The following is a 22,838-nucleotide window of genomic DNA, read 5'->3' on the forward strand; positions in this document are numbered from 1 at the left end:
TGCTTTTCGAAATTAAAGTAAACCAGCATAATCGTGCAGACAAATTACCAGCAACAGACTTTGGGTATTTTGGGAGGTGGGCAATTGGGCAGGATGCTCATTCAATCCGGAATCAATTACAACCTGAACATACATATTCTGGATCCCGATGCCAATGCACCGTGTAAACACCTTTGCAACCATTTTGTGCAGGGTGATTTGAAAGACTTTGATACCGTTTATGAATTTGGAAAAGCCTGTGATGTGGTTTCCATAGAAATTGAACATGTCAATACCCAGGCCCTGTACCAATTGGAAAAGGAAGGTAAAAAGGTGTTTCCCCAGCCACATATCATCGAAATGATCCAGGACAAAAGGAAGCAAAAGCAGTTCTACCTGGACAAGGGTATCCCTACCGCCCCTTTTTTGCTGACAAGTGACAAGGAAGCGGTCAAACAACAAGTGGATTTTTTACCTGCCGTTCATAAATTGGGGAAAGAAGGTTACGATGGCAGAGGGGTGCAGCTGCTTCGCAGCCCGGCCGACCTGGACAAAGCCTTTGAAGCCCCGGGGCTTCTGGAAAAATTCATTGATTTTGAAAGAGAGTTGGCGGTTATAGTTGCCAGAAATGAGCGGGGAGAGGTAAAAAGTTTTCCTTCTGTGGAATGTGCCTTTCATCCGGTACACAACCTGGTAGAATTTTTGTTTTGCCCAGCAGACATCGATACTGAAACTGACCAAAAAGCGCAGCAACTGGCATTGGAGGTCATTCAAAAATTGGAAATGACAGGACTTTTGGCGGTAGAAATGTTTGTGACCAGGGGGGGAGAAATCCTGGTCAACGAAATTGCCCCCCGCCCCCATAATAGTGGGCACCATACCATAGAAGCAAATTATACTTCCCAATTTGAGCAACATCTGCGGGCGGTTATGGGCATGCCGCTGGGGGATACCGGTCTCAGGAGTCCGGCAGCAATGGTGAATCTCCTGGGAGAGGATGGATTTACCGGAGAGGCAATGGTAGAAGGACTGGATGAAGCCCTCCGGGAAAATGGCGTTTACCTGCACCTCTACGGAAAAAAACTAACCAAACCCTTCCGAAAAATGGGGCATGTTACCCTATTGGCAGCGGATATGGATAGCCTGAAAACCAAAGCACAAAGAATCAAGGAACTAATCAAAATCAAAGCATGAGCGATATCAAGGTAGGCATTATCATGGGTAGCCAGTCAGACCTTCCGGTCATGGCGGAAGCAGCTAAATTTTTAGAAGAGATCGGAGTTGGGTTTGAGCTAACGATCGTCTCTGCACACCGAACACCCCAGCGGATGATAGACTATGCCGGAAAAGCCAGTGAACGGGGCATAAAAGTAATCATCGCAGGTGCAGGCGGAGCGGCTCATCTGCCGGGGATGGTAGCTTCCCTGACCACCCTGCCCGTCATTGGTGTTCCGGTAAAGTCCTCCAACTCCATTGATGGCTGGGACAGCATCCTGTCTATTTTGCAAATGCCTTCCGGTATCCCAGTGGCTACAGTGGCCCTAAACGGTGCCAGAAATGCCGGTATCCTGTCCGCTTCTATGATAGGAGCTTTTGATGAAGAATTAGGCAGCCGACTGGCCGCTTTTAAGGAATCCCTGAAGGCAAAGGTAGAAAGCAGCGCAGAAGAAATTGAGCAAAAGGGATGGAGGGAAATTTTAGGGGAGTAGTTGGTGTTTTTCCAATAACCTGAGTTGAATGAATTTATCAAGACCTTTATGGGGTTAAAAAATTGAACAAAAGCAAAAGACCTTCCTGATAAATATTCCATTCCACTTCTGAAATCCCCTTCCTGGGCAATTATAATGCTGATAATTTTCAGGTGCTTGTTTTCATTACCGCCAGTCAATTTTGAAAGCTTATTCGGGTATAGTCACAGTTTTTTACTTCCCTTTTCAATGATTATTTCCTTGTTTTCAACAATCATTGCATGGTCCTCAGGATGGAGTTTTGGACCATAATTTTCAGCATAAACCCGTGTAAATGCTGCCCCATAAAACAAAATCAAACAGGAGTAGGACACCCACAATAAGACCAATACTACTGACCCTGCCGCTCCATAGGTAGATCCGGGTTCGGCAATTCCAAAATATAGGCTCAACAGTATTTTTCCCAGGTTAAATAAAAATGCCGTAATAAAACCTCCCAGCCAAACCGAATGCCAACGGACCTTCATGTCTGGCATAAATTTGAAAATCAAAACGAATAAACCGCCCAAAACTACTGTGGAGAAAACAAATTCCAGCACATAGGCAATGGCCACATAGCCGGGTTCCCACAGACGGGCCAGGTGACTACTTACCAATGTCAATGCGGTGGAGACCACAAAACTAATGATCAATAAAAATGCAATGGCCATCACAAATGCCAGGCTCAAAGCCCGGTCTTTGATGATTTTCCAAAATCCCGCCTTGGGGTCTGTTTTTACCCCCCAGATTTCATTCATTGAGATCTGCAGCTGATAAAAAACACCCGTAGCCCCAAATATCAACACCGCAATGCCAAGAATGGTAGCAAATAGGGTCCTGCCATCCTTTTGGGTATTTTCTACGATGGCAATCACTGCCTGGGCTGCATCTGCTCCTAAGGCTTCTGAAATTTCAGCTGTAATCTGCCCTTCTACAATCTCCTTTCCCCAGAAAGCCCCCACGGTATTGATAATGATGATTAGTAATCCCGGAAGAGACAATACAGCATAGTAGGCCACCACAGCCCCCAGTCTCCAGGGATTGTTGTCATTCCAGATTTTGGCCGCTTTCCAAAAAAGCCCGGGTAAATGCGCGATTCTAAATTTCCCCTTCCTCCTCACGGACACACTTTTCTTTCGTATCATTTCAATAAAAATTAACTTTTATCCGGCCATCAGATAATCAATCCGTACAGCATTAACCATGCCCTTATTATGGTTGGAATTTCTAGTTAAGCTTTTGGATGCGAAACCAGCATTAATGTAACTAATTAAATTACAGCCAGCTAAAAAATTTGTCGGGGAAATAATTCAATCCATTACCTATTCTTTTCATTATTCGACTGATTCCAACGATACAGAAATTTTCAGGCAGCGTCAACCTGATCGGTGTTGGTTAAATATTAAAATTAAACCAATAATAAACATTATATATGTTTAATAGTTGATCTTTAAAATACATTATCTTTTTATCCATGAAAGGTTGAATTCGAAATGGAACACACTTTATTTTCTAATTTAAAAAGTTGTTGGAGGTAGAGGGGCATAAAACGGTATTTACCGATTTTATGGAAATCAGAAACGGCAGATCTACTATGAAAAAAATCTTACTAATTTCTTTTTTGATAGGGCTTAGCCAGATCGGGTTCAGCCAGGAAATACGGTTGAATACCTATGGAGGGTATGTATTCAAAGACCGGGTAGACTCCTATTATTCTCGTACTTCTTATTTTGAAGGTCAGATACAGGATGGGGGCCGATGGGGAGGAGGCATAGAATACCTTATCCCTGATCGGGGCGGATTGGAAATAAAGTACCTCCGGCAAAACACCAATGCACCAACGGTATACCAGGATGGCACCAATTCAGGGGGACAGGTTCAGCAAACTGATTTTGATTTGAGGCTGAATTGGTTGATGGTAGATGGTACCCGTTATTTCCCGGTGAACCAACTTATTGAACCTTTCGCCGGACTTGGAGTAGGAATGGGGATTTTCTCTTTGACCAATCCGGATACGAATAACCAACGATCTACTACCAAACTGGCCTTGAGTGTAAGGGGAGGAATCAATTTATGGCTGGTGGATAACCTGGCTTTTCGGGCCCAAGCCTCCTTAATGTCCGCCGTGCAATCCATCGGAGGAGGCTTTTTTTTCGGGACGGGTGGCTCAAGTGCCGGATTGAGTACTTATTCCAGCATGTACCAATTTGGATTCGATGGTGGTTTGGTATTCCGAATACCTCAAAATTAAAGTCCTAAAAAGTTAAAATAATTTACATTAACCTACTGATTTAAATAAAACCTCAACATCATGAAAAAATTCATCCTGTTCTTTCTAATCACCATTTCATGTGGCCAACTGTGCTTTGCCCAAGACATCAATGATGAAATCACCCTTATCCAGGCTGAATTTGGAATGGGTAAAAAACAAGTGGTAGAGGCGATTATGGACCTCCCTGAATCGTTGACTTCAGGATTTTGGATGGTTTACCAACAGTACGAAGGAGAAAGGCGATTGCTTTCAAGGGAACGTATTTTATTGATCAATGAATACCTCAACAAATACGATGAAATCGACAATGAAACGGCAGACCATCTTTCCAAAAGCCTGTTAAAAAATTCCACTTCCCGGGCCAAATTACACCAGAAGTATTACAAAAGATTCAAAAAGGCCACCACCCCAAGGTACGCAGCAAAATTTTTCCAGCTTGACACCTATATCCACAGTACTATCCGAAATTTGACGCTACAGGAACTCCCCTTTATTGATGAAATATAAGGGACAATCCAATGAATCATGAATAAAATCATCCGAGTACTGTCATTTTGCCTACTCCTGGCATGTTTACAATGTGCCAGGAGTCTGGTTTTGGTAGATTCGGATAGGTATGGAACCTTTGACTTAAGTAAGTACCAAACCTTTGATTTTGTCCAAATTGATGCCGATAAAACCGGATCCCCAGCGTTTGAACAAAACATCCGGTACCTGCCACAAGCCATCGCCTAAAAAAATCGAGCAGAATGGACTGCGCCAGTCTTCCACCAGTCCGGTTCTCCAGCTAAACTTTGGTACAGTCATATAGGATAAAGTTCAAACCCGGGACACCAACCGGGCAACAGAGATCTTTATGAATATTGGTCAGGGTACTTATATCTGGAAACTAAAGGAAGTTCCCATGGTCACCTACAAGGAAGGCAGCCTTAGGTTTCACCTGATCGAAAATCAGTCCAATGAGGCCGTATGGACGGGGACCATTCGTAGGACCTTGCCTAAAAAAACGGAAAATGCGCCGGAAACGATCGGCCATGTCGTAGAAAAACGGTTTAAAGGAATGACCAAAAAATTACTTTTCGGCCCGTGCATATATCTTATTGATTGCCGTGGAAGGTAAGGCTGGCATAGGCGACGTCCTCCTGAAAGGGTTTTTCAAAATTGGACACAAAAAAGCCCATTCCGGTGATTTCATTTTCGGCAGTGTGGTTTGCGCGCGGGTTTTCTTTAGGTGATTTTGAAGATATAAGCTTCTCAATAGGATCAGTGGAATTAGCTGGGGCTATCGGTTTTGCCTATAGGTCTTACTTTTTTCCCCCTTGACCTTGTCCCGCTGCACAAAACTGGTGGGGAGTAATACCATAACCCTGGAGCATACAGGCCAACAGGGCCCAATTACCCATCACCATTCTTTAAGGGTTAGAAATGAACGGTTTTCATTATTTTCTCTGCTTTTTTTACCTCCAAGGTAAAAGTCTGTGCATTCCTGTCCTTATAGTCACCTAGTGGGGTAAATTTTACCTGATACATGCCAGGGTTTAATAGAAATTCCTTTCCTCGATCATAGGTACGGCCTCCGGCTACGTTTTTGCCAGAGGACTCTTCTGTTAAGGTAACCATACTGTCAATGGATCTGTCCGCTACCCGTGCGTCAATATGTACAGTCCCTGTTTGGAAATCAAACATAACAGGAGTAGTTCCGCCTGCCTTAATGGTAATATTTTCAATTTCCGCATAGGTGTCCATACCCTTCATGGCGAGTGCCTGAATGGTGATTTTATACGTACCTGGGTTTACCTCTACTTCTTTGGGTGCATTATAGGATCGAAGAGAAGCAACCACATTTTCATTTTGGTCAATCACTTTTACCATCGCATCCCAAAAGTCCCCATTATTTAAGATCGAAATCCCGAACTTCCCGCCGTCAAAACTAATCTCCTGATGCACCAGGCTGTCTTCCCAACTTTCTATGTCGGTAACAGTGACCATTTTCACATCACTGCCTTCGAGCGGGCTTGCTTCAAAATTGTATGTGCTAGGTGGCAAATAAAAAAAGGCCGTGTCCCGGTAAGTGCGTACACTTATTGGCTCTCTTTTTCCAACGACATCATAAGCCTTAACCATGGCATCAATGGGCTTCCCGTTCTTTACGGCATATACCGAAGCGTTGCTTTTGGGTTTGTCTATGGTAGCCGTAGTAACTTCATTCAGGACCGCTCCCAGGTCCAGGGCATCTTTTGCGGGGAAGTACCGACCCTCACCGGCCATCGCAGCGCATTTTAATGGCTCGGTATCTTCATCGACTAAGCCAAAACCGATGATGTGCAAGCGAAAATCAATTCCTTCTTTTTTGGCTTTCCTCACTACCTCACATATGTTTCCGTCGCAGGACTCAATCCCATCGGTTACCAAAATGATGGTTGCCTTGGCTTCTGATTTGCTTAAACGATCTATCACTAGCGCAGCGGCATAGGCAAGCGGGGTCATGCCCAGGGGTTTGATTGCGTGCAATTCGGAAATGAACTCCGGTTTCGTTCCCTCGCTGACATCCACCAAAAATTCAACATCTCTGCAATCACCTTTATTCCGGTGGCCATAAGCGACCAATCCGATTTGTTGATTATCCGGAAGGCCGTTGACCGAGTTGGTCAACACCTCAGCCGCAATTTCCATTTTGGTTCTCCCGTCTATTTGTCCCCACATGGAACCGCTGGCATCATAAATAAAGATAATGGGGGTGTCGTTTTCAACATTTGGAGCCATTCCTGAGTAAGCCGGGAAAAAGGCCAGAATTAGGAGGACTATAATTTTCATAGCTATCAGAAGATGAGGAGGATACAATAAATATAATCAAAAAAATCAGATTTATTGCCTTCATTCTTTCATTCCTTTTTTGCAACCGGTAAATAGCCTCACCAAGAAGAGCTTCTGTAGGTTCGAAAGCAAAACCCAATCTTTTCTATCTTTGCTGTCCACTTTTGTTCCCCGAAGAATCCTGTCTTCCGGATCAGCCTACGTCAAAAAAAATTAGACCGGATTATGTATTAGCTTTCGTTATGAAGGCTGAAATTGCAAGAAAATCAGGTAGTTCAAAGTCCTCATCATTTCTTTTTATTTCCGGACTTGTTACCAGCTCCAGCCAAAAGTGGTTTGCAGGATATAATCCAAGGGGCGGCTGGATCGGAATGGTTGGTTATCATAATTTATCGTCATTCCGGTCTTAATATAAAAATCCTTGGGTAATCTATAGGTAAGATCCAATCTGAAATCAGTTCGTATCCTGTCCTTCTCGGTAATGCTTGGATAAACAAAGATGTTGGAAAGCAGCCCCAGGTTGCCCATATCAAATATGTTTAATTCGGAGGCAATCCAAGCTTCAGCGCTTTTTCTGTCCGTTGGTTCCCCTATGAAATTTTCGTTGTTAAATGCGGCTCCGCCAAAAACCCTCCAGTATAAAGCATTTGATTTAAAAAAATCCCTACCTCCTCCGACCAGGGTGTTGGTCCGCAAATTAAGAGATTGTTCCGTATTGTATAGGTATTCTATTCTGGCCAGGGCAAACCAACTTTTTCGGGGAAAATGTACGGCAGTGATGTTGCCATCTCCACGACTGATATTTTCTACTTCATCTTGTGCCGTTACCAATTTATTAAAAGCAGCATCAAAAGACCACCTTTGGGTAATGTAACCTATATGGCTGCGGGCAGAAAATTGCCGTTGATTCCTTGCCCTGGTGATGGTAAAACCGAAATCAATACTGGCACTTATGCGGTCAAGAAAACCTTTATCTACTGATTTGATGTATAAAACCGCATCTAACGGAAGGGTAAGTTCTTCCCCTTGGACGGGACTGATTTTTAGAAAACCCGTTTCGGGGCTGCTGATTTTTCCGTACATTCTGCTCGTGGACCTGGTAGAGGTGATAAAGAGAGATTCGGAAAAGATAGCCTTTATTTCACTCCATTTAACTTTGAAATCGGATTTGCTATAAGGGGTTGCGATAGTTAAAACACCTCTCTCCATCGATTTGATCTCCCCAAGCAGGAAATGATCGCTTTTTACGACCACTGAATCACTTTGGGCATGGACGACACCAATTTGCGAGGTTAATGTTACTATAATAATAATGGAGAACAGGTATTTCATAGATTATTCAAAAAATCACGGGCGAAAGCCAAAAAAAATGGCAAGCCAAATTTTTCGCTCCAGTGATCTTCATCTTTTTTTGTCCGGTGTGTGGTAACATTGGATCTCTGAATTGAAAACCACAAAAATAATTTGCCAAGCCGGAAAGGATCCTGGAGAATTCGGTTTTACCTACAATTGAAGCGGGTGTAGCCCCTTAAATTCGGACCTGCCTTGGCCATGCTATCCTATAATCCTTCCGGCTCTTAAAATCAGATCAAAAGGGCAAAATATCTCCCTCGCTGTCATCAGAGAAGGTAGTCACATCGGGCTGGTCCTGCTTTTGGTTTCCGGAAGCAGCTCCACCCCCTCCGTTGCTGTTGTCCTGGCTGTTTACCCGCCAGACTTTCACATCTGTATACCAGCGGCCATTGTATTCCCTGCTTTCTACTTCTATACTTGCGGTAATGTCACTGCCTTCCTGTATATTAAACTGGTCGATTTTATCTCCCCATACGGTGAGGCAGACTTTCTTGGGATACTGGCCGGGGGTTTCCATGATATAGTCCCTTTTTCGCCAGGTACCATTTCTGCCGTTACCTGATTGTTCTTCCAGTACCTGAATGATTTTTCCTGAGATTTCCATGATTGGTGTTGATGATTGAAAAAACGAAGGTACTCAAAAGCGATCGGATTTTAAAGCCTTCTGCCGTTTGAATAACATCGATTTGCCTTCCATTAGTTGAGGGCTTGCACCCGACTTTACCCCAGGTTTTTCACCGCATGGTCCACCGCCCGTGCCGCAAAGGCCATATAGGTCAGTGAGGGATTTTGTGTACTGGTAGAGGTCATACAGGCCCCATCGGTGACATACACGTTGGGGCAGCTGTGGATCTGATTCCATTCATTCAGTACGGAGGTCTTGGGATCCTTGCCCATTCTTGCACCACCCATTTCATGGATGTCCAATCCCGGTGCCCGCTTGTCGTCGCGGGTGCGGATATTGGTAAACCCTGCAGCCTCAAACATTTCGCTCATTTGTTCCAGGTAATCCTTGATCATGGCTTCGTCATTGGCATCATAATCCATGGAGATTTTCAATTGTGGAATGCCCCAGGCATCTTTCTGATCCGGATCCAGACTTACCTGGCTTTCTTCCTTGGGAATGGTTTCACCCATCATATGAGATCCTACCCGCCAGGGTCCGTATGTTTCCCTGCTCATGGCTTTTTCCAGTTCGTCTCCGATACCGGAGTAGTCATTGATCATGCTGCGGTTGGCACTGAAGCCTGCAGCATAACCCCTGAGGAAGTCTGTTTCCTGCTTGTATACATTTCTGAAGCGGGGAAAATAACCGGATGTAGGCCTTCTGCCTTCGGTAGTATATTCTTTCAGCCCATCATACTCTCCCGAAATGCCGGCCCGGTAATTATGGAACGCCACATATTTGCCCAGCACGCCGCTGTCATTTCCCAGGCCATTGGGAAAACGATTGGAGGTGGAGTTGAGTAGGATCAGGTTGGTATTCAGGGCACTGGCATTGACAAAGATGACATTGGCATAATATTCGGTAGTCTCTTTGGTTTGGGCATCTATCACCCGAACCCCGGTGGCTTTCCCTTTTTCTGCATCGTAGATGATGGAATGTACTACCGCATGATGCTGCATGGATAGGTTGCCGGTATTGGCTGCCCAGGGCAGGGTGGAGGAATTGCTGCTGAAATAGCCTCCAAATGGACAGCCCCGCTGACAAAGCGTTCGGTTCTGGCAAAGTGCCCTGCCTTGTTTGGCATAAAATTTCCGGTTGCCGGTAATGTGGGCGCACCTGGCTACTATGATTTCTCTTTCAGGATAGTTCTTTCGCAAAAAATCCTTGAAGTACAATTCTCCCGCAGTGAGTTCAAAGGGAGGCAAAAACTCACCGTCTGGCAAATTGGGTTTGCCGTCCCTGTTACCGGAAACGCCGATAAATTTCTCCACATGGCTGTACCAGGGAGCTATATCCTTGTACCGGATGGGCCAGTCCACAGCAAAGCCATCTCGGGCAGGCCCTTCAAAGTCAAAATCACTCCAGCGCTGCACCTGCCGGGCCCAAAGCAGGGACTTGCCACCGGTTTGGTAGCCACGGATCCAGTCAAAGGGTTTTTCCTGAACATAGGGATGCTCGGTGTCCTTTACAAAAAAATGCTGGGCATCTTCCCGGAAAGCGTAACATCGGCTGACGACCGGGTTTTCTTTTTTGACCGCTTCAGGTATATTTCCCCGGTGCTCAAATTCCCAGGGCATCATATTGGTGGTGGGATAATCCTGTACATGTTTTACCTCCCTACCCCTTTCCAGTACCAGGGTCTTCAATCCTTTTTCGCACAGTTCTTTGGCAGCCCATCCGCCACTCATCCCTGAGCCGATGACTATGGCATCAAAGGTGTTTTCTTTTTTACTTTTTATATTCAGATTCGCCATGGCGTATGTTTCTTTTATGCGTTTTCAATCTTTTTACTTCCGAAAAAGCGGGCTGGAACCAGTTCATAGGGTTTGATCTCAGTCATGAAGTATTCGGAATTCAGGTAACCCTGTAGTGCAAATTGTTTGGTAATGGCCAAAAATCTACCCATCTCAGTGGTTTTGCTCCCAGGCTCGGCTTCCATCGCCATGGTCTGCCTGATGGCATCTGCTGCCGTTGCCTGATCCATTTTTGAGAAGGCTTTGCCAAAATTTTGTTGGGAGAATTCATCCCACTGCTTGAGGCCATTGACAAAGCTTTGCTGTTGATTTTCCTGGAGGCAGTCGTTGCACATCACAAGTACGAAGTCCTGGAGCTGAAGGTCTTCCGCTTTTTTCAAGGTAGTTCCTGGAAAAATGGTATTGGTGATGCGTGTCAACAGCGCTTTTTGAGAGGCGGTGATGTTTAGGTTTTGATAGGCTTGCAAAATGGCTTCCTCACTGAAATCGCAGGCCGGTATGGTGATGATACCTCCTGTGAGGATCGCCAATTGCTTCATGGCTGATCTTCTATCCATAGTTATTGGCAGATTAATTGAAATTGCAGGGACAAGTTATTGATTTTTTGATTAAGCATCACAGGTTTTTTTTATCGGTGGTGGATTAAAGCGAAAATGAAGTAATTTTGGAGTTCTATAGAATTAATCATAAAACCAAACCTTGATGTCTCGTATTGTAATCATTCTACTCTTATTTTTATTTCCATGGGCTATTCAGGCCCAAACTACGATAAGTATTGTGGATGCCCAAACCCAGGAGCCGGTCCCCTATGTATCCCTTAAAGGGAATAACCAGCAAACCTACGTGGCTGACCAGGATGGGAAGTTAAGTTTGACGCTGGATACTCCTACGGAGATGCAACTGAGCCACGTGGCTTTTGAGAGCCGGCAGGTACTGCTTCCCATTTCCGGTCAGTTGACCATTTCTTTGCAGCGGGCAGAGAATTCCCTGACGGAGGTGGTAGTGAGTTCATTTGATTCAGAAAGGCCGCTTTTAGAGCAGGCAGCAGGTATTGTCAGGGTTGCTGAGTCGGACTTGTTTCGATTCAATGAAACCTCATTGGTCCATGCCTTCAATACCAAACCAGGTATCCGGGTGGAGGAAAGGGCTCCTGCCAGTTACAGGATATCCATTCGGGGCAGCTCGCTGCGGGCACCATTTGGTGTGAGGAATGTTAAGGTTTATTGGAATGGTATGCCTTTTACGGCAGCGGATGGTACCACTCCCCTCAACATGCTGGATCTCTCCAACATCCAGAATACGGAGATTATCAAAGGGCCTGCGGGGAGCATATATGGTGCAGGCAATGGAGGAGTGATCAGCTTTAATAGTGATCAGGAGGTTAGCACAAATAAAATAAGCACCGACCTTTCGTTTGGCGATTTTGGAATGGTTCGCTACCGCATAGGAGTTGACCAGCAAATGGAAGAAGGAGGCCTCAAAGTGGCCTATGTCAATCAAAAATCGGATGGCTACCGGGACCACACCGCCATGGACAGGGAAGTGCTCCAATTGTCAGGTCATTTCAAGCCCTCTGACAAGCAGAGGCTCACCACACAATTGCTGTATGCAGACCTTTATTACGAATTGCCAGGTGCGCTGAACGCTGCCCAATTGGAGGAAAATCCCCGTCAGGCCAGACCCGGATCGGCCGCCCAGAATGCATCCATCGACCAACAGTCCATGTATGGAATTGTGTCCCACGACTATCAATTCAATCCTGATTTCAGCAACAAAACTTCCCTGTATATCAATACAGTGGATTTTGAAAACCCTTTCAACCTGGATTACAAAAAAGAGACCCAGTTCAGCTATGGTGGCAGGACCAGTTTTACCTATGATGGAAACTGGGGATCCATTCCGGTAAGGCTGATTGGTGGAGGAGAATACCAGTTTTCCAAAACTGCAGCCCAGAATTTTGGCAATCGGGGAGGACAGGCAGATACGGTCCGTTTTAGTGATGAATTGCTGACAACAACCGCATTTCTTTTTCAGCAGTTGGAAGCGGAATTATCAAGCATGTTTTTGATGACCATTGGACTGAGTGAGAATTTTTCCAGCTTTGATATAGCCAGAAATATTGATGCCATCAACAGGATGCCTTCCACAGCCAGGCGAACATTTGACCCGGTGATCATTCCCAGAATTGCTTTATCGGCAAAATTAAACCCAACAGCTGCGCTGCACGCCAGCATCAGTTCCGGATTTTCTCCGCCTACCATAGATGAGGTCAGGACCAATGAAGGAACGATTAACCTGAATCTGGAAGCGGAAAAAGGAATCAATTATGAAGTCGGCTACCGGTCCAGCTTCAATCAGGGTAGGGTTAATGTGGACGCTTCTTTATTTTATTTCAACCTGGATGAAACAATCACCACTTTTACCAATGAGCAAGGCGTGGTGTTGTTTCGCAATGCCGGCGCTACCGATCAGAAAGGAGTAGAGGTATTGGTAGATTATGCGTTGATCCGGAACCAGCTTTCCTTTGTACAAGAATTGAAACTCACCCATACTTTTGCCGGGCATTATTTTACTTTTGCAGACTTCGTTCAGGGAGAAAACGACTACTCCGGAAATGACCTGACAGGAGTGGCTCCCCATACGGTAGTCAATCAGTTGGATATTCGGACCAGACCTGGTTTTTACCTCAATTTCACCCATCAATTTGTGGATGATATCCCCCTGAATGATGCCAACACGGTTTATCAGGAGGCCTATCACCTGATGAATGCCAGGACCGGATGGAGGGGCAGTGCAAGCACCAAATTAGATTTGGAAGTTTTTGCAGGCGTGGAAAACCTGTTGAATGCCAGTTATAGCCTGGGCAATGACCTGAATCCTTTTGGTGGCAGGTATTTTCAGCCTGCGGCGACAAGAAACTTTTATGGAGGAATAAAGGTTGGTTTAAAGTATTAGCATTTAGAATGATTATGAATAACAGACCCATATTTAATATAGAAGAAGTCAATAAAATCATCAGGAACAGGAGGTCACAGTTTGTGGCCCAGTTTAAGGAAAATGATCCTGTTGATGACCACATCATTTTGGAAATGTTGGAAAATGCCAATTGGGCCCCTACCCATAAATTGACCGAACCCTGGCGGTTTGTGGTTTTTTCCGGTGATGGCTTGCAGAAACTTGCTGAATTTCAAGCGAATCTGTACAGGGAAAGAAGTGAGAAATCTGGAAAATTCATAGAAGCAACCTATAATAAGTTCAGAGAAAACCCACTGAAAGCTTCCCATATCATTGCTATAGGCATGAAAAAGGACTTGCGGGCCAACCTTCCGGAAATGGAAGAAGTGGCAGCGGTAGCCATGGCGGTACAGAACATGTACCTGACTGCCAGTGCCCATGGATTGGCGGCTTATTGGGGTACCGGCGGACCAACTTTTTGGCCTGAAGCCAAATCCTTTTTTGGTTTGGAGGAAGAAGACATGTTGATGGGCTTCTTTTATGTGGCCAAGCCTGCTTCCGACCGCTGGCCTGAAGGAAGACGTAATCCGATTTCTGAAAAAGTAACCTGGGTAAAGGAAAAATGAGCATTTGGAAAAGAAATGCGCCCAATCCGGCAAGTTGTTTTTGCTGGGTAATCTTGGCCGGCATGCTGCTGACTGCCTGTGGAGAAGATTTTATCCCCAAACCCAAAGGATACAACAGGATCGATTTACCAGATAGGGAATTTGAGTCATTGGATATGGATCTGCCTTATTCCTTTGAGCATTCCAGGCACCTGCAAATCGAGCCGGACTCTTTCAACATGGCAGAAAAAAACTGGATTAACCTGCACTATACTTCTCTGGATGCCCGGATTCACCTTACTTATAAGACCATCGAAGGGAAAAGGGAAAATCTCAAGGCCTATCTGGATGATGCCCTAAACCTCACTTTCAAGCATCAGGTGAAGGCTTATGGCATAGATGAAGGTCTGGTAAAGACCCCTGCAGGCTATACGGGTTTGGTGGCGGAACTGAGTGGTGAAGTGCCTACGCAATTTCAGTTTTTTGTGACCGACTCTACCCAGCACTTTTTGCGGGGAGCTTTGTATTTCAGGACAGCCGTAAAAAATGATTCCCTGGCTCCTATCATCGAATACATCAAAAAAGATATGATGCATTTGATCAATACTGTTGAATTTGATTGATAATGCCAGTTTAAATGTCTACCTTACAACGGAATGTGGCTAAATACCTGTTGATGGTTTCCCTCCTTCACCCAGCCCCACCTCAATACTTTCCATACACTTACAATTACCCGATTACAATTTAAATAACGATATATGGCAACGCCAAAATTTTCCAAGTCTACCATTTCCTTTCATCAGGACCTGAAGAAAAGGGTGGCAGATTATTTTACAGAAAAAAACCTACCCCGATCTGGTAACGGACCGCTTTATTTTAAAGCGGGGCTCATGGTTTTGTCTTTTATTCTACTATATGTTCACCTGGTTTTCTTTACTCCTCATTGGGCTATTGCCTTGGTGGAATGTTTGGTCTTGGGAGCCCTGACGGCTTTTATTGGGTTCAACGTCATGCATGACGGGGCCCATGGTAGCTTCAGTGACAAGCCCTGGATCAATAAGTTGGCTGGGATGTCCATCAATTTTCTCGGGGCAAATGTGTTCATGTGGAAAACCAAACACAATGTAGTACACCATTCTTATACCAATGTGGACGGGGTAGATGACGACCTGAATGCCAGGCCATTTTTAAGGCTTTCCCCAAGTCAGAAAAAATTCAGGATTCACCGTTTTCAGCATTATTATTTCATGCTCACCTACTCCTTGCTGTACCTGTATTGGGTATTTTTTACGGACTATAAAAAATATGTGACCAAAAAAGTAGGCATGGTCCCGATTCAGAAAATGAAATTATCCGACCATATCAGCTTCTGGGGTTTTAAGGCAATCCATTTGGTGTTGTTTGTAGGTATTCCGGTTTACATGATGGGATGGAGTCAGTGGTTGGTGGGATTCCTGGTGTACAGTCTGTTTGCCGGGCTTTTACTGACCATGGTTTTTCAATTGGCACATAGTCTGGAAGAAACGGCCTTTCCTGTACCTTCCCCGGTTACCAATAGCCTGGAGGACGAATGGATGATTCACCAAATCCGTACCACAGCCAATTTTGCCACGGGATACAAGTTGCTGACCTGGTTTTTAGGGGGCTTGAATTATCAGGTAGAACACCATCTTTTTCCAAAAATTTCACACATCCATTATCCGGCAATTAGCAAGATCATCAAACAAGCCTGTAAGGATTATAACATCACCTATCTGGAACACGAAAAACTTCGCCTGGCCTTTTTGTCCCATTTCCGACACTTGCGGGTTCTTGGTACAGCCTAAATTTCTGGCAGGCTTGCCAAATCCATTAATACCACTTACATTTGTCACAAGATCATTAGGGGTGCCCCAATATAACGGGCTGAGATCATACCCATATTACCTGATCCGGGTAGTGCCGGCGAAGGGAAATGAGAAATAGCTAATCGTACGTAATGCTATTGGGTAAACAATTAACGAAGGAATACCCCTTTATTCCTTTCATGTTTAACCGAAGTAAAAGAAATATTATGATTCGCATGTATGTGGCAGCAATTTTTTTGTTGCTAAGTCAATGGGCCCTCGCCCAAAACCGCATAGAGGGGGAGATAAAGGATGCCGACAATGGCATGTCACTACCTGGCGCCAATGTCTTTATAGAAGAAGTGGAAAAAGGGACGGTCTCTGACCGGGAAGGTAAGTTTATTCTGGACGGCCTGGATCGGGATAATTTTACGCTAAGGATCACTTTTGTGGGTTACCAAACCCTCAGGCTTACGGTCCCTGCTCCTACCAATGAACCACTCATCGTCCAGTTAGAACCTGCTACGCTGAGCACGGAGGAGTTTATCGTGACTGGTACAAGGGCATCAGCGACTACCCCAACTACCTTCCAACTGATTGACAAAACAGCACTAGCTAAGGACAACCTCGGTCAGGATTTACCAATGTTGCTCAATTATACTCCATCTATGGTTACGCACTCAGATGCCGGCGCAGGGGTAGGCTATACAGGTCTCCGTATCCGTGGTACCGACCAGACCCGGATCAATGTGACGGTAAATGGTATTCCCTTAAATGATGCCGAGTCCCATGGAGTGTTCTGGGTCAATATGCCTGATTTTGCCTCTTCTGTAGAAAACATACAGATTCAAAGAGGCGTCGGCACCTCTACCAATGGGGCGGCCACTTTTGGTGCCAGCCTCAATATCCAAACCGATAATAAAAGAGAAGAAGCTTATGCAGAAACGGACCATTCCTTTGGTTCTTTTAATACCAGGAAGCATACCGTCAAGGCCGGTTCTGGTCTGATCAATGACAAATGGGCAGTGGATGCCAGGCTTTCCAGAATTTCTTCCGATGGATACATCGACAGGGCATTCTCTGATTTGAAGTCTTATTTTGTCTCCGGAGGCTATTTTGGGGAGGATCATGTATTTAAGGTCAATGTTTTCTCCGGATCCGAACAAACCTATCAGGCCTGGAATGGGGTACCCGAAAACCTGCTGGAAAGCAACCGTACCTACAATGGGTATACCTATGAAAATGAAACCGATAATTACCAGCAGGACCATTACCAGTTTATTTATGCTGGAAATTGGGGGAGCCATTTAAAAGCCAACTTTGCCCTGCATTACACCCAGGGTCAAGGCTATTACGAGCAGTTCAGACCAGATGATAACCTGCCGGACAATTATGGAATTGCTCCCATTTCCATTGGCAATGAACTGATCAATAGCACGGATATCATTCGCAGGAGATGGCTGGACAATGACTTTTACGGAGCCGTTTTTTCCCTGCAGTACGTCTCCGATGATGGAAAGCTGGATGCCATTCTGGGTGGAGGAGCCAATAGGTACGACGGTGACCATTTTGGAGAAATCATCTGGATGGGAATAGCCGGTGATACCGATATCAGGGACAGGTATTATGACAATGTAGCCATAAAAGATGACCGAAACCTGTATCTGAAAGCCACCTATGAAGTACGGGATAGGTTGTATTTGTTTGGAGACCTTCAATGGAGAAATATCCACTACCGCTTTGATGGTATCAATAATGATCTCAGGGATATTTCCGGAAGTCAGGATTATGGCTTCTTTAATCCAAAACTGGGCCTGTCTTATGAAACCGGAGCGGGCAAAACCCTTTATGCTTCCTATGCTGTCGCTAACCGAGAACCTGTACGCAGGGATTTTACTGATTCACCCCTTACTGAAATTCCCAGACCGGAAAAATTGAATAACCTGGAGGCAGGACTTAGGGTAAACCGCTCCGCTTATCAGTACAGTGCCAACCTTTATTATATGGGTTACCAGGACCAACTGGTACTTACAGGACAATTGAATGATGTGGGAGCCTATATCCGCGAAAATGTGGGCAGCAGCTACAGGGTTGGAATAGAGCTGGATGCTGCAGTGAAGCTGGCGCCACGCTGGACACTTGGAGGAAATATTGCCCTCAGTAGAAACAAGATCGATTCCTTTACGGAATACAATGATGTGTACGATGAAAATTGGGGATTTGCCGGTCAGGAGAGCACGACCTTTTCGGATACCGATATCGCTTTCTCCCCTGGCCTGGTGGGTAGTGCCATTTTGGATTTTCGCCCGCTTAAAAATATGGAAATCAGTTTGCTGAATAAATATGTGGGTCGCCAATACCTGGACAATACCCAAAAGGAAGACAGAAGCCTTGACCCATTCTGGACCACTGACCTCAGGATGTCCTACGTTTGGTCCCCGGGATGGGTAAAGGAACTGGCCTTCTCGCTAAAGGTAAACAATGTCTTTAATGAGTTGTATGAGCCCAATGGCTATACTTTCAGCTATTTTGTGCCGGCTGAAAGTAACAATGGAAGAGAATTGGTTACGGAAAATTTTTATTACCCGATGGCAGGCACCAACGTTATGGGAGGTGTTTCCATAAGATTTTGATTCCAATACATCAGCACTACCGGAAACCCCAAAAAGTAAAACCTATTTTTTGGGGTTTCTTTTTACCGTATCGGATCACCATGGGTTTGGCGGATAAGCTTTCTGGATAGGAATGAGGAATTTTTAAGCAGGTTAACTGCCAGAGAGGATACCATAGGGGCTCCGAAAAGCTTTTGTACATTTCGACCCAAACGGAGTCGGGTCTGGAAAAAAGCTTTCCATTCTTTTTGGTAGGCCTTTTGGATGTCACCCAGTTTATTGTGTTTCAGGAAAGAATCAGCAGCCAATTTGCCCGTGTGTATGGCTATGGCCATGCCATTGCCACAAAGAGGAGTAATCATGCCGGCTGCATCTCCCAGCATCAAGATGTTGTCCTCCACAGGAGTCTTGGTGGCAAAGCTGATTTCATTGATCACCTCTGGCCTGTCCCATAGAAAATGCGCTTTTTCGAATATTTCCCGGATCAGGGGATTGGCAAACAAATATTTTTCTTCCATGGCACCAATACTTCCCGCATCCCGGAGCTGCTCTCTGCTTCCCAGGTAGCACAGGTTAAAATGTCCGTTTTCGATTTTATTGATTCCCAAATAACCGCCGCTGTAATTGTGAAGGGAGACTACATGATCTTCCTGACCATCAATTTCGATATGGTATTTGACACCTACGTAGGGACTTCTTTGTTGGGCAAAATTTCTGTTGAGTTTTTTATCAATTTTCGATCTTTTCCCATAGGCACCTAGGACATAGGAGGCTGGAAGTAGGGTTCCATCACTGGTTTCCACCCTAAAATGCTGGTTTTCGGGCAAAAATTGGACATTCGTGACCTGGGTTTTTTGGAGAAATTTCACACCTTCATCCAGACATTTTTGATAAAAATGATGGTCGAGCACAAACCGGCTGATACCAAAACCCCCAAGTTCCAGGGGAAAATCTGCTGCCTCACCGTTTACAGCACTTAGCCGGAAATGATTGATGGAAGCCGGAAAATGTTCGAAGGGAAACAATCCCTCTTTGATCAAAAAATCTTTCACCTCATTGGAAACATACTCTCCGCATACCCGGTGGAAAGGATAAGCCTTCTTTTCAATTACCAGTACACTTTTCCCTTGCTTTGCCAAAAGATAAGCCGCAGTAAGGCCGGATAACCCTCCCCCAATGATGATTATTTCATTTTCAAACATGTTATTATGTTTAACCTTTCTCTAGCAGAATGGTTTATGGTAATGGGTTTTATTTAAATGGACTATTTCTGGTAAAGACTTAGTAGCAGTTTCAATTTAAAACTTTATTTTCGGCATTCAATTAAATTTATTTATAATGAAGATGCATATTCGGAAACACAGGCTTGTATTTTTTGTATTGTTTTTCACAGGGTTTGTCCTAAACCTGATTTTGGCCAATCAGGCCCAGGCGCAAAGGAGTATAAAGAGAAACAAAAACAAGGAAGTTGAAAAGGAAGTTAAAGCTCCCAAGGCCAAGGATGGATTAAAGCCATACAGTGAGGTGATCACAGATAAGGCAATTTCCAAAACGGGCCTGTTTACGGTACACAATGTAGAAGGGAAGTATTATTATGAGATACCGGAGGATATGCTGGGCCGGGAAATGCTGATGGTCACCACCATTGCCAAAACTGCCTCAGGTATCGGCTACGGAGGAGAAAGAACCAATACACAAATGCTGCGCTGGGATAAGAACGATAAAAACATCTTACTAAAGGTGGTGTCCTATTCCAATACTGCGGCTGATTCGTTGCCGATTTACAATGCCGTAAGGAATTCCAATCTGGAACCTATACTTTATCGTTTTGATGTGGTAGCAAAAGGTAAGGATGACAAGGGCTGGTTGATTGAAGTCACGGATCTTTTTTCCAAAGATGTTCAGGCACTGGGCCTACAAAAGAGTCGACGCACTCAATATAAAGTATCCCGCCTGGATACGGACCGGACCTATGTGGAGCGAATCAGCCCCTATCCCACCAATATAGAGGCGAGATATGTACTGACTTATGCTGCTTCAGAGCCACCTTCCAACGCCAGTACGGGTTTGATTACGGTAGAAATGAACAGCAGCATGGTGTTATTACCCGAGGAACCCATGAAGCAACGCCTGGCAGATCGAAGGGTAGGCTGGTTCAATACCCGGGTGACGGATTATGGATTGGATGCCCAGAAAGCCAGTAAAAGAACTTACCTGGACCGCTGGCGGCTAGAGGTGAAGGAGGAAGACATGGAGAAATTTAAGGCTGGTGAGCTGGTTGAACCCAAGAAACAGATTGTTTATTACATTGATCCCGCTACTCCCAGCAAGTGGGTGCCCTATTTAAAGGCAGGAGTGGAGGATTGGAATGTGGCTTTTGAAGAAGCGGGATTTAAAAATGCCATTACAGCCAAAGATGCCCCTAGCCCTGAGGAAGATCCGGATTGGCACCCTGAGGATGCCAGGTATTCTGTGATTCGTTATTTTGCTTCCGACATTCAAAATGCCTACGGACCACATGTTTCGGATCCCAGGTCCGGAGAAATCATTGAATCGGACATAGGCTGGTACCATAATGTGATGAACCTGCTACGCAATTGGTTTTTTGTACAGACGGCAGCCATCAACCCGGAAGCCAGGGGAACAGCGTTTAAGGATGAAGTTATGGGCCGCTTGATTCGCTTTGTATCGGCTCACGAGGTGGGACATACTTTGGGGCTGCCCCATAATTTTGCCTCTTCCTTTGCTTATCCGGTGGATTCCCTGCGTTCAGCAACGTTTACGCAGGAATATGGTACGGCTCCCTCAATCATGGATTATGCCAGGTTCAACTACATTGCCCAACCTGAGGACCAGGGCGTACACCTTTATCCGGAAGTAGGGCCTTATGATAAATTTGCCGTGGGATGGGGTTACAGACCCATACCGGAGGCAGGTACTCCGGAAGAGGAGCAGGCCATTCTGGACCAGTGGATATTGGAAAAACAGGGAGACCCGGTTTATCGGTACGGTCGGCAAGGCAACCCCTACGACCCCAGTACCCAGAGCGAAGACCTGGGAAATAATGCCATGAAGGCCTCGGATTATGGGATCAAAAACCTGAAAAGGATACTGCCAAACTTGATCGAGTGGACTGCTGAAGAAGATAAACCCTTTAAGGATTACAGTGATTTGGAAGAATTGTATGGTCAGGTTTTGGGCCAATACAACCGGTACATGGGTCATGTGAAGACCAATGTGGGAGGAGTCTACGAAATTTACAAAGCCACTGCACAGGACGAGGCGGTCTATACCCATGTAGACAAAGCTACGCAAAAAGAGGCCCTTGCATTTTTGAACAACGAATTGTTTGCCAGTCAGGATTGGCTGACCGATCATGCCATAACAAGCAGGATTCAGGATTTTGGTGTGCTGGACCGCATCAGAAAGTTACAGGTAAACACCCTCAATGCGCTACTGGAATGGGGAAGATTGGGCCGGGTAATAGAGAATGAGGCCATCAACGGAGCGGAAGCCTATGCCTTACTGGAGTTAATGGATGACCTTAGAAAGGGGATTTGGTCGGAATTGCCTGCCGGAGAGGCCATTGATGTAAACCGCAGGAGTTTGCAACGGGCGCATATTGAGCGATTGGAGGAATTGCTTACCAAAGATGCCACCGGGAGATCGGCAGCGTCCTTGAACGCTTCCCAGTCAGATATCCGTCCGGCTGCAAGGGAAAGCCTCACAACCTTGCAGGGCCAGATTGAACAGGCAATACCCAGAACGGCCAATAGGATGAGCAAAATCCACCTGGAAGACAGCCTGGAAAGGATCAAAAACATTTTAGACCAAGACTGAAAATTCTTGTTGAATTAACTTGAACCTGCAACCCTGGCTTGTTTTACAGGCCGGGGTTGTTTTTTTTGACCGTTGAACAGGTTTTTAGCCCAAATATGGTATACAAGGGGCAAAAGCTTACCAGACTGGTGAGCAGAAAAATAGCTGCAACGGCGATTAAAACGATGCCCAGACTGGCAGAAACTGCACCAGTATAGTAGAGGTAAACGGCCACCAGGGCAATGATGGTTCTGACAATCCGATCGGTAGTACCCATGTTCTTTTTCATGATGATGTTTTTAAGTGAATCAAACGAGAAACCAGGCTATTGATTATGGAATGACAAATGAGGCAAACCAAAGCCAACCTGAACAATTTTTTTACTGGTTCAATCTAGTCATTTCTCTCCAGGCAAGAGGTGACAAGTGTCACATTTTAAAAGATGGTCCAATTAT

General features: G+C 45.1%; 20 protein-coding genes and 1 riboswitch. Of the genes, 12 read left to right on the forward strand and 8 right to left on the reverse strand.

Translation table 11 applies throughout. The features are described 5' to 3' along the window. The first annotated feature begins 33 nt into the window (after positions 1-33). Both GL182_RS00180 and purE read left to right on the forward strand, forming a co-directional pair. Positions 34-1,173: a 5-(carboxyamino)imidazole ribonucleotide synthase gene (locus GL182_RS00180; protein ID WP_163377556.1), complete on the forward strand. Its 1,140-nt coding sequence runs from the start codon at positions 34-36 to the stop codon at positions 1,171-1,173. Next, positions 1,170-1,688: a 5-(carboxyamino)imidazole ribonucleotide mutase gene (gene purE, locus GL182_RS00185; protein WP_163377557.1), complete on the forward strand. Its 519-nt coding sequence runs from the start codon at positions 1,170-1,172 to the stop codon at positions 1,686-1,688. The genes GL182_RS00180 and purE overlap by 4 nt, the downstream gene beginning before the upstream one ends. A gap of 203 nt (positions 1,689-1,891) precedes the next feature. Here the strand turns inward: purE and GL182_RS00190 are convergent, their stop codons facing one another. Further along, entirely contained in the window at positions 1,892-2,851 is a 960-nt protein-coding gene (locus GL182_RS00190; protein ID WP_163377558.1) for a YihY/virulence factor BrkB family protein, read from the reverse strand. A 449-nt stretch (positions 2,852-3,300) separates the two neighbouring features. Between GL182_RS00190 and GL182_RS00195 the strand changes: the two genes are divergently transcribed. The 4 genes from GL182_RS00195 to GL182_RS00210 all read left to right on the forward strand — a co-directional run bounded on the left by GL182_RS00195 (position 3,301) and on the right by GL182_RS00210 (position 5,098). Continuing rightward, entirely contained in the window at positions 3,301-3,957 is a 657-nt protein-coding gene (locus GL182_RS00195; RefSeq protein ID WP_163377559.1) for a porin family protein, read from the forward strand. A 60-nt stretch (positions 3,958-4,017) separates the two neighbouring features. Then, complete coding sequence (locus GL182_RS00200) at positions 4,018-4,485, forward strand: hypothetical protein (RefSeq protein ID WP_162416824.1); 468 nt, start codon at positions 4,018-4,020, stop codon at positions 4,483-4,485. An 18-nt stretch (positions 4,486-4,503) separates the two neighbouring features. Further along, positions 4,504-4,713, forward strand: a complete 210-nt coding sequence (locus GL182_RS00205; protein ID WP_163377560.1) for a hypothetical protein — start codon at positions 4,504-4,506, stop codon at positions 4,711-4,713. A 121-nt stretch (positions 4,714-4,834) separates the two neighbouring features. Then, complete coding sequence (locus GL182_RS00210; protein ID WP_163377561.1) at positions 4,835-5,098, forward strand: DUF4136 domain-containing protein; 264 nt, start codon at positions 4,835-4,837, stop codon at positions 5,096-5,098. Between the two features lie 299 nt (positions 5,099-5,397). Here GL182_RS00210 and GL182_RS00215 read toward each other — a convergent pair whose 3' ends face one another. The 5 genes from GL182_RS00215 to GL182_RS00235 all read right to left on the reverse strand — a co-directional run bounded on the left by GL182_RS00215 (position 5,398) and on the right by GL182_RS00235 (position 11,123). After that, positions 5,398-6,792, reverse strand: a complete 1,395-nt coding sequence (locus GL182_RS00215; protein ID WP_163377562.1) for a vWA domain-containing protein — start codon at positions 6,790-6,792, stop codon at positions 5,398-5,400. 312 nt (positions 6,793-7,104) lie between these two features. Beyond that, entirely contained in the window at positions 7,105-8,124 is a 1,020-nt protein-coding gene (locus GL182_RS00220) for a DUF481 domain-containing protein (RefSeq protein WP_163377563.1), read from the reverse strand. A gap of 256 nt (positions 8,125-8,380) precedes the next feature. Continuing rightward, complete coding sequence (locus GL182_RS00225; RefSeq protein ID WP_163377564.1) at positions 8,381-8,749, reverse strand: DUF3127 domain-containing protein; 369 nt, start codon at positions 8,747-8,749, stop codon at positions 8,381-8,383. A gap of 116 nt (positions 8,750-8,865) precedes the next feature. Further along, positions 8,866-10,566, reverse strand: coding sequence for a GMC oxidoreductase (locus GL182_RS00230; protein ID WP_163377565.1), 1,701 nt, complete (start codon positions 10,564-10,566; stop codon positions 8,866-8,868). Positions 10,567-10,580: 14 nt separating this feature from the next. Then, positions 10,581-11,123 carry a gluconate 2-dehydrogenase subunit 3 family protein gene (locus tag GL182_RS00235; protein WP_163377566.1) on the reverse strand — a complete coding sequence of 181 codons (543 nt, stop codon included), beginning with the start codon at positions 11,121-11,123 and terminating at the stop codon, positions 10,581-10,583. A 145-nt stretch (positions 11,124-11,268) separates the two neighbouring features. Between GL182_RS00235 and GL182_RS00240 the strand changes: the two genes are divergently transcribed. The 5 genes from GL182_RS00240 to GL182_RS00260 all read left to right on the forward strand — a co-directional run bounded on the left by GL182_RS00240 (position 11,269) and on the right by GL182_RS00260 (position 18,585). After that, positions 11,269-13,521 (forward strand): TonB-dependent receptor domain-containing protein, encoded by a 2,253-nt coding sequence (locus GL182_RS00240; protein WP_163377567.1) that lies wholly within the window; start codon positions 11,269-11,271, stop codon positions 13,519-13,521. A gap of 14 nt (positions 13,522-13,535) precedes the next feature. Further along, on the forward strand, positions 13,536-14,147 hold the full coding sequence (locus tag GL182_RS00245; RefSeq protein ID WP_163378470.1) for a nitroreductase: 612 nt from the start codon (positions 13,536-13,538) through the stop codon (positions 14,145-14,147). After that, positions 14,144-14,749, forward strand: a complete 606-nt coding sequence (gene gldD, locus GL182_RS00250; protein WP_205603556.1) for a gliding motility lipoprotein GldD — start codon at positions 14,144-14,146, stop codon at positions 14,747-14,749. Before GL182_RS00245 ends, gldD begins: the two co-directional genes overlap by 4 nt. A 135-nt stretch (positions 14,750-14,884) precedes the next feature. Then, the gene (locus GL182_RS00255; RefSeq protein WP_163377568.1) at positions 14,885-15,952 is read left to right on the forward strand and encodes a fatty acid desaturase family protein; all 1,068 of its coding nucleotides are present in this window, start codon (positions 14,885-14,887) and stop codon (positions 15,950-15,952) included. Between the two features lie 47 nt (positions 15,953-15,999). Further along, a riboswitch (TPP riboswitch) is annotated at positions 16,000-16,096 on the forward strand. Between the two features lie 83 nt (positions 16,097-16,179). Beyond that, positions 16,180-18,585, forward strand: coding sequence for a TonB-dependent receptor (locus tag GL182_RS00260; protein WP_163377569.1), 2,406 nt, complete (start codon positions 16,180-16,182; stop codon positions 18,583-18,585). Between the two features lie 62 nt (positions 18,586-18,647). On the opposite strand, the gene GL182_RS00265 is transcribed toward GL182_RS00260, so the two are convergent. Next, complete coding sequence (locus GL182_RS00265) at positions 18,648-19,766, reverse strand: NAD(P)/FAD-dependent oxidoreductase (RefSeq protein WP_163377570.1); 1,119 nt, start codon at positions 19,764-19,766, stop codon at positions 18,648-18,650. 136 nt (positions 19,767-19,902) lie between these two features. On the opposite strand from GL182_RS00265, the gene GL182_RS00270 reads away from it, so the two are divergent. Continuing rightward, positions 19,903-22,404 carry a zinc-dependent metalloprotease gene (locus GL182_RS00270; RefSeq protein WP_163377571.1) on the forward strand — a complete coding sequence of 834 codons (2,502 nt, stop codon included), beginning with the start codon at positions 19,903-19,905 and terminating at the stop codon, positions 22,402-22,404. Positions 22,405-22,447: 43 nt separating this feature from the next. Here the strand turns inward: GL182_RS00270 and GL182_RS00275 are convergent, their stop codons facing one another. Next, entirely contained in the window at positions 22,448-22,672 is a 225-nt protein-coding gene (locus GL182_RS00275) for a DUF2892 domain-containing protein (protein WP_163377572.1), read from the reverse strand. Between the last annotated feature and the right edge of the window lie 166 nt (positions 22,673-22,838).

The organism is Cyclobacterium sp. SYSU L10401, assembly GCF_010993705.1.
Classification (GTDB): domain Bacteria; phylum Bacteroidota; class Bacteroidia; order Cytophagales; family Cyclobacteriaceae; genus Cyclobacterium.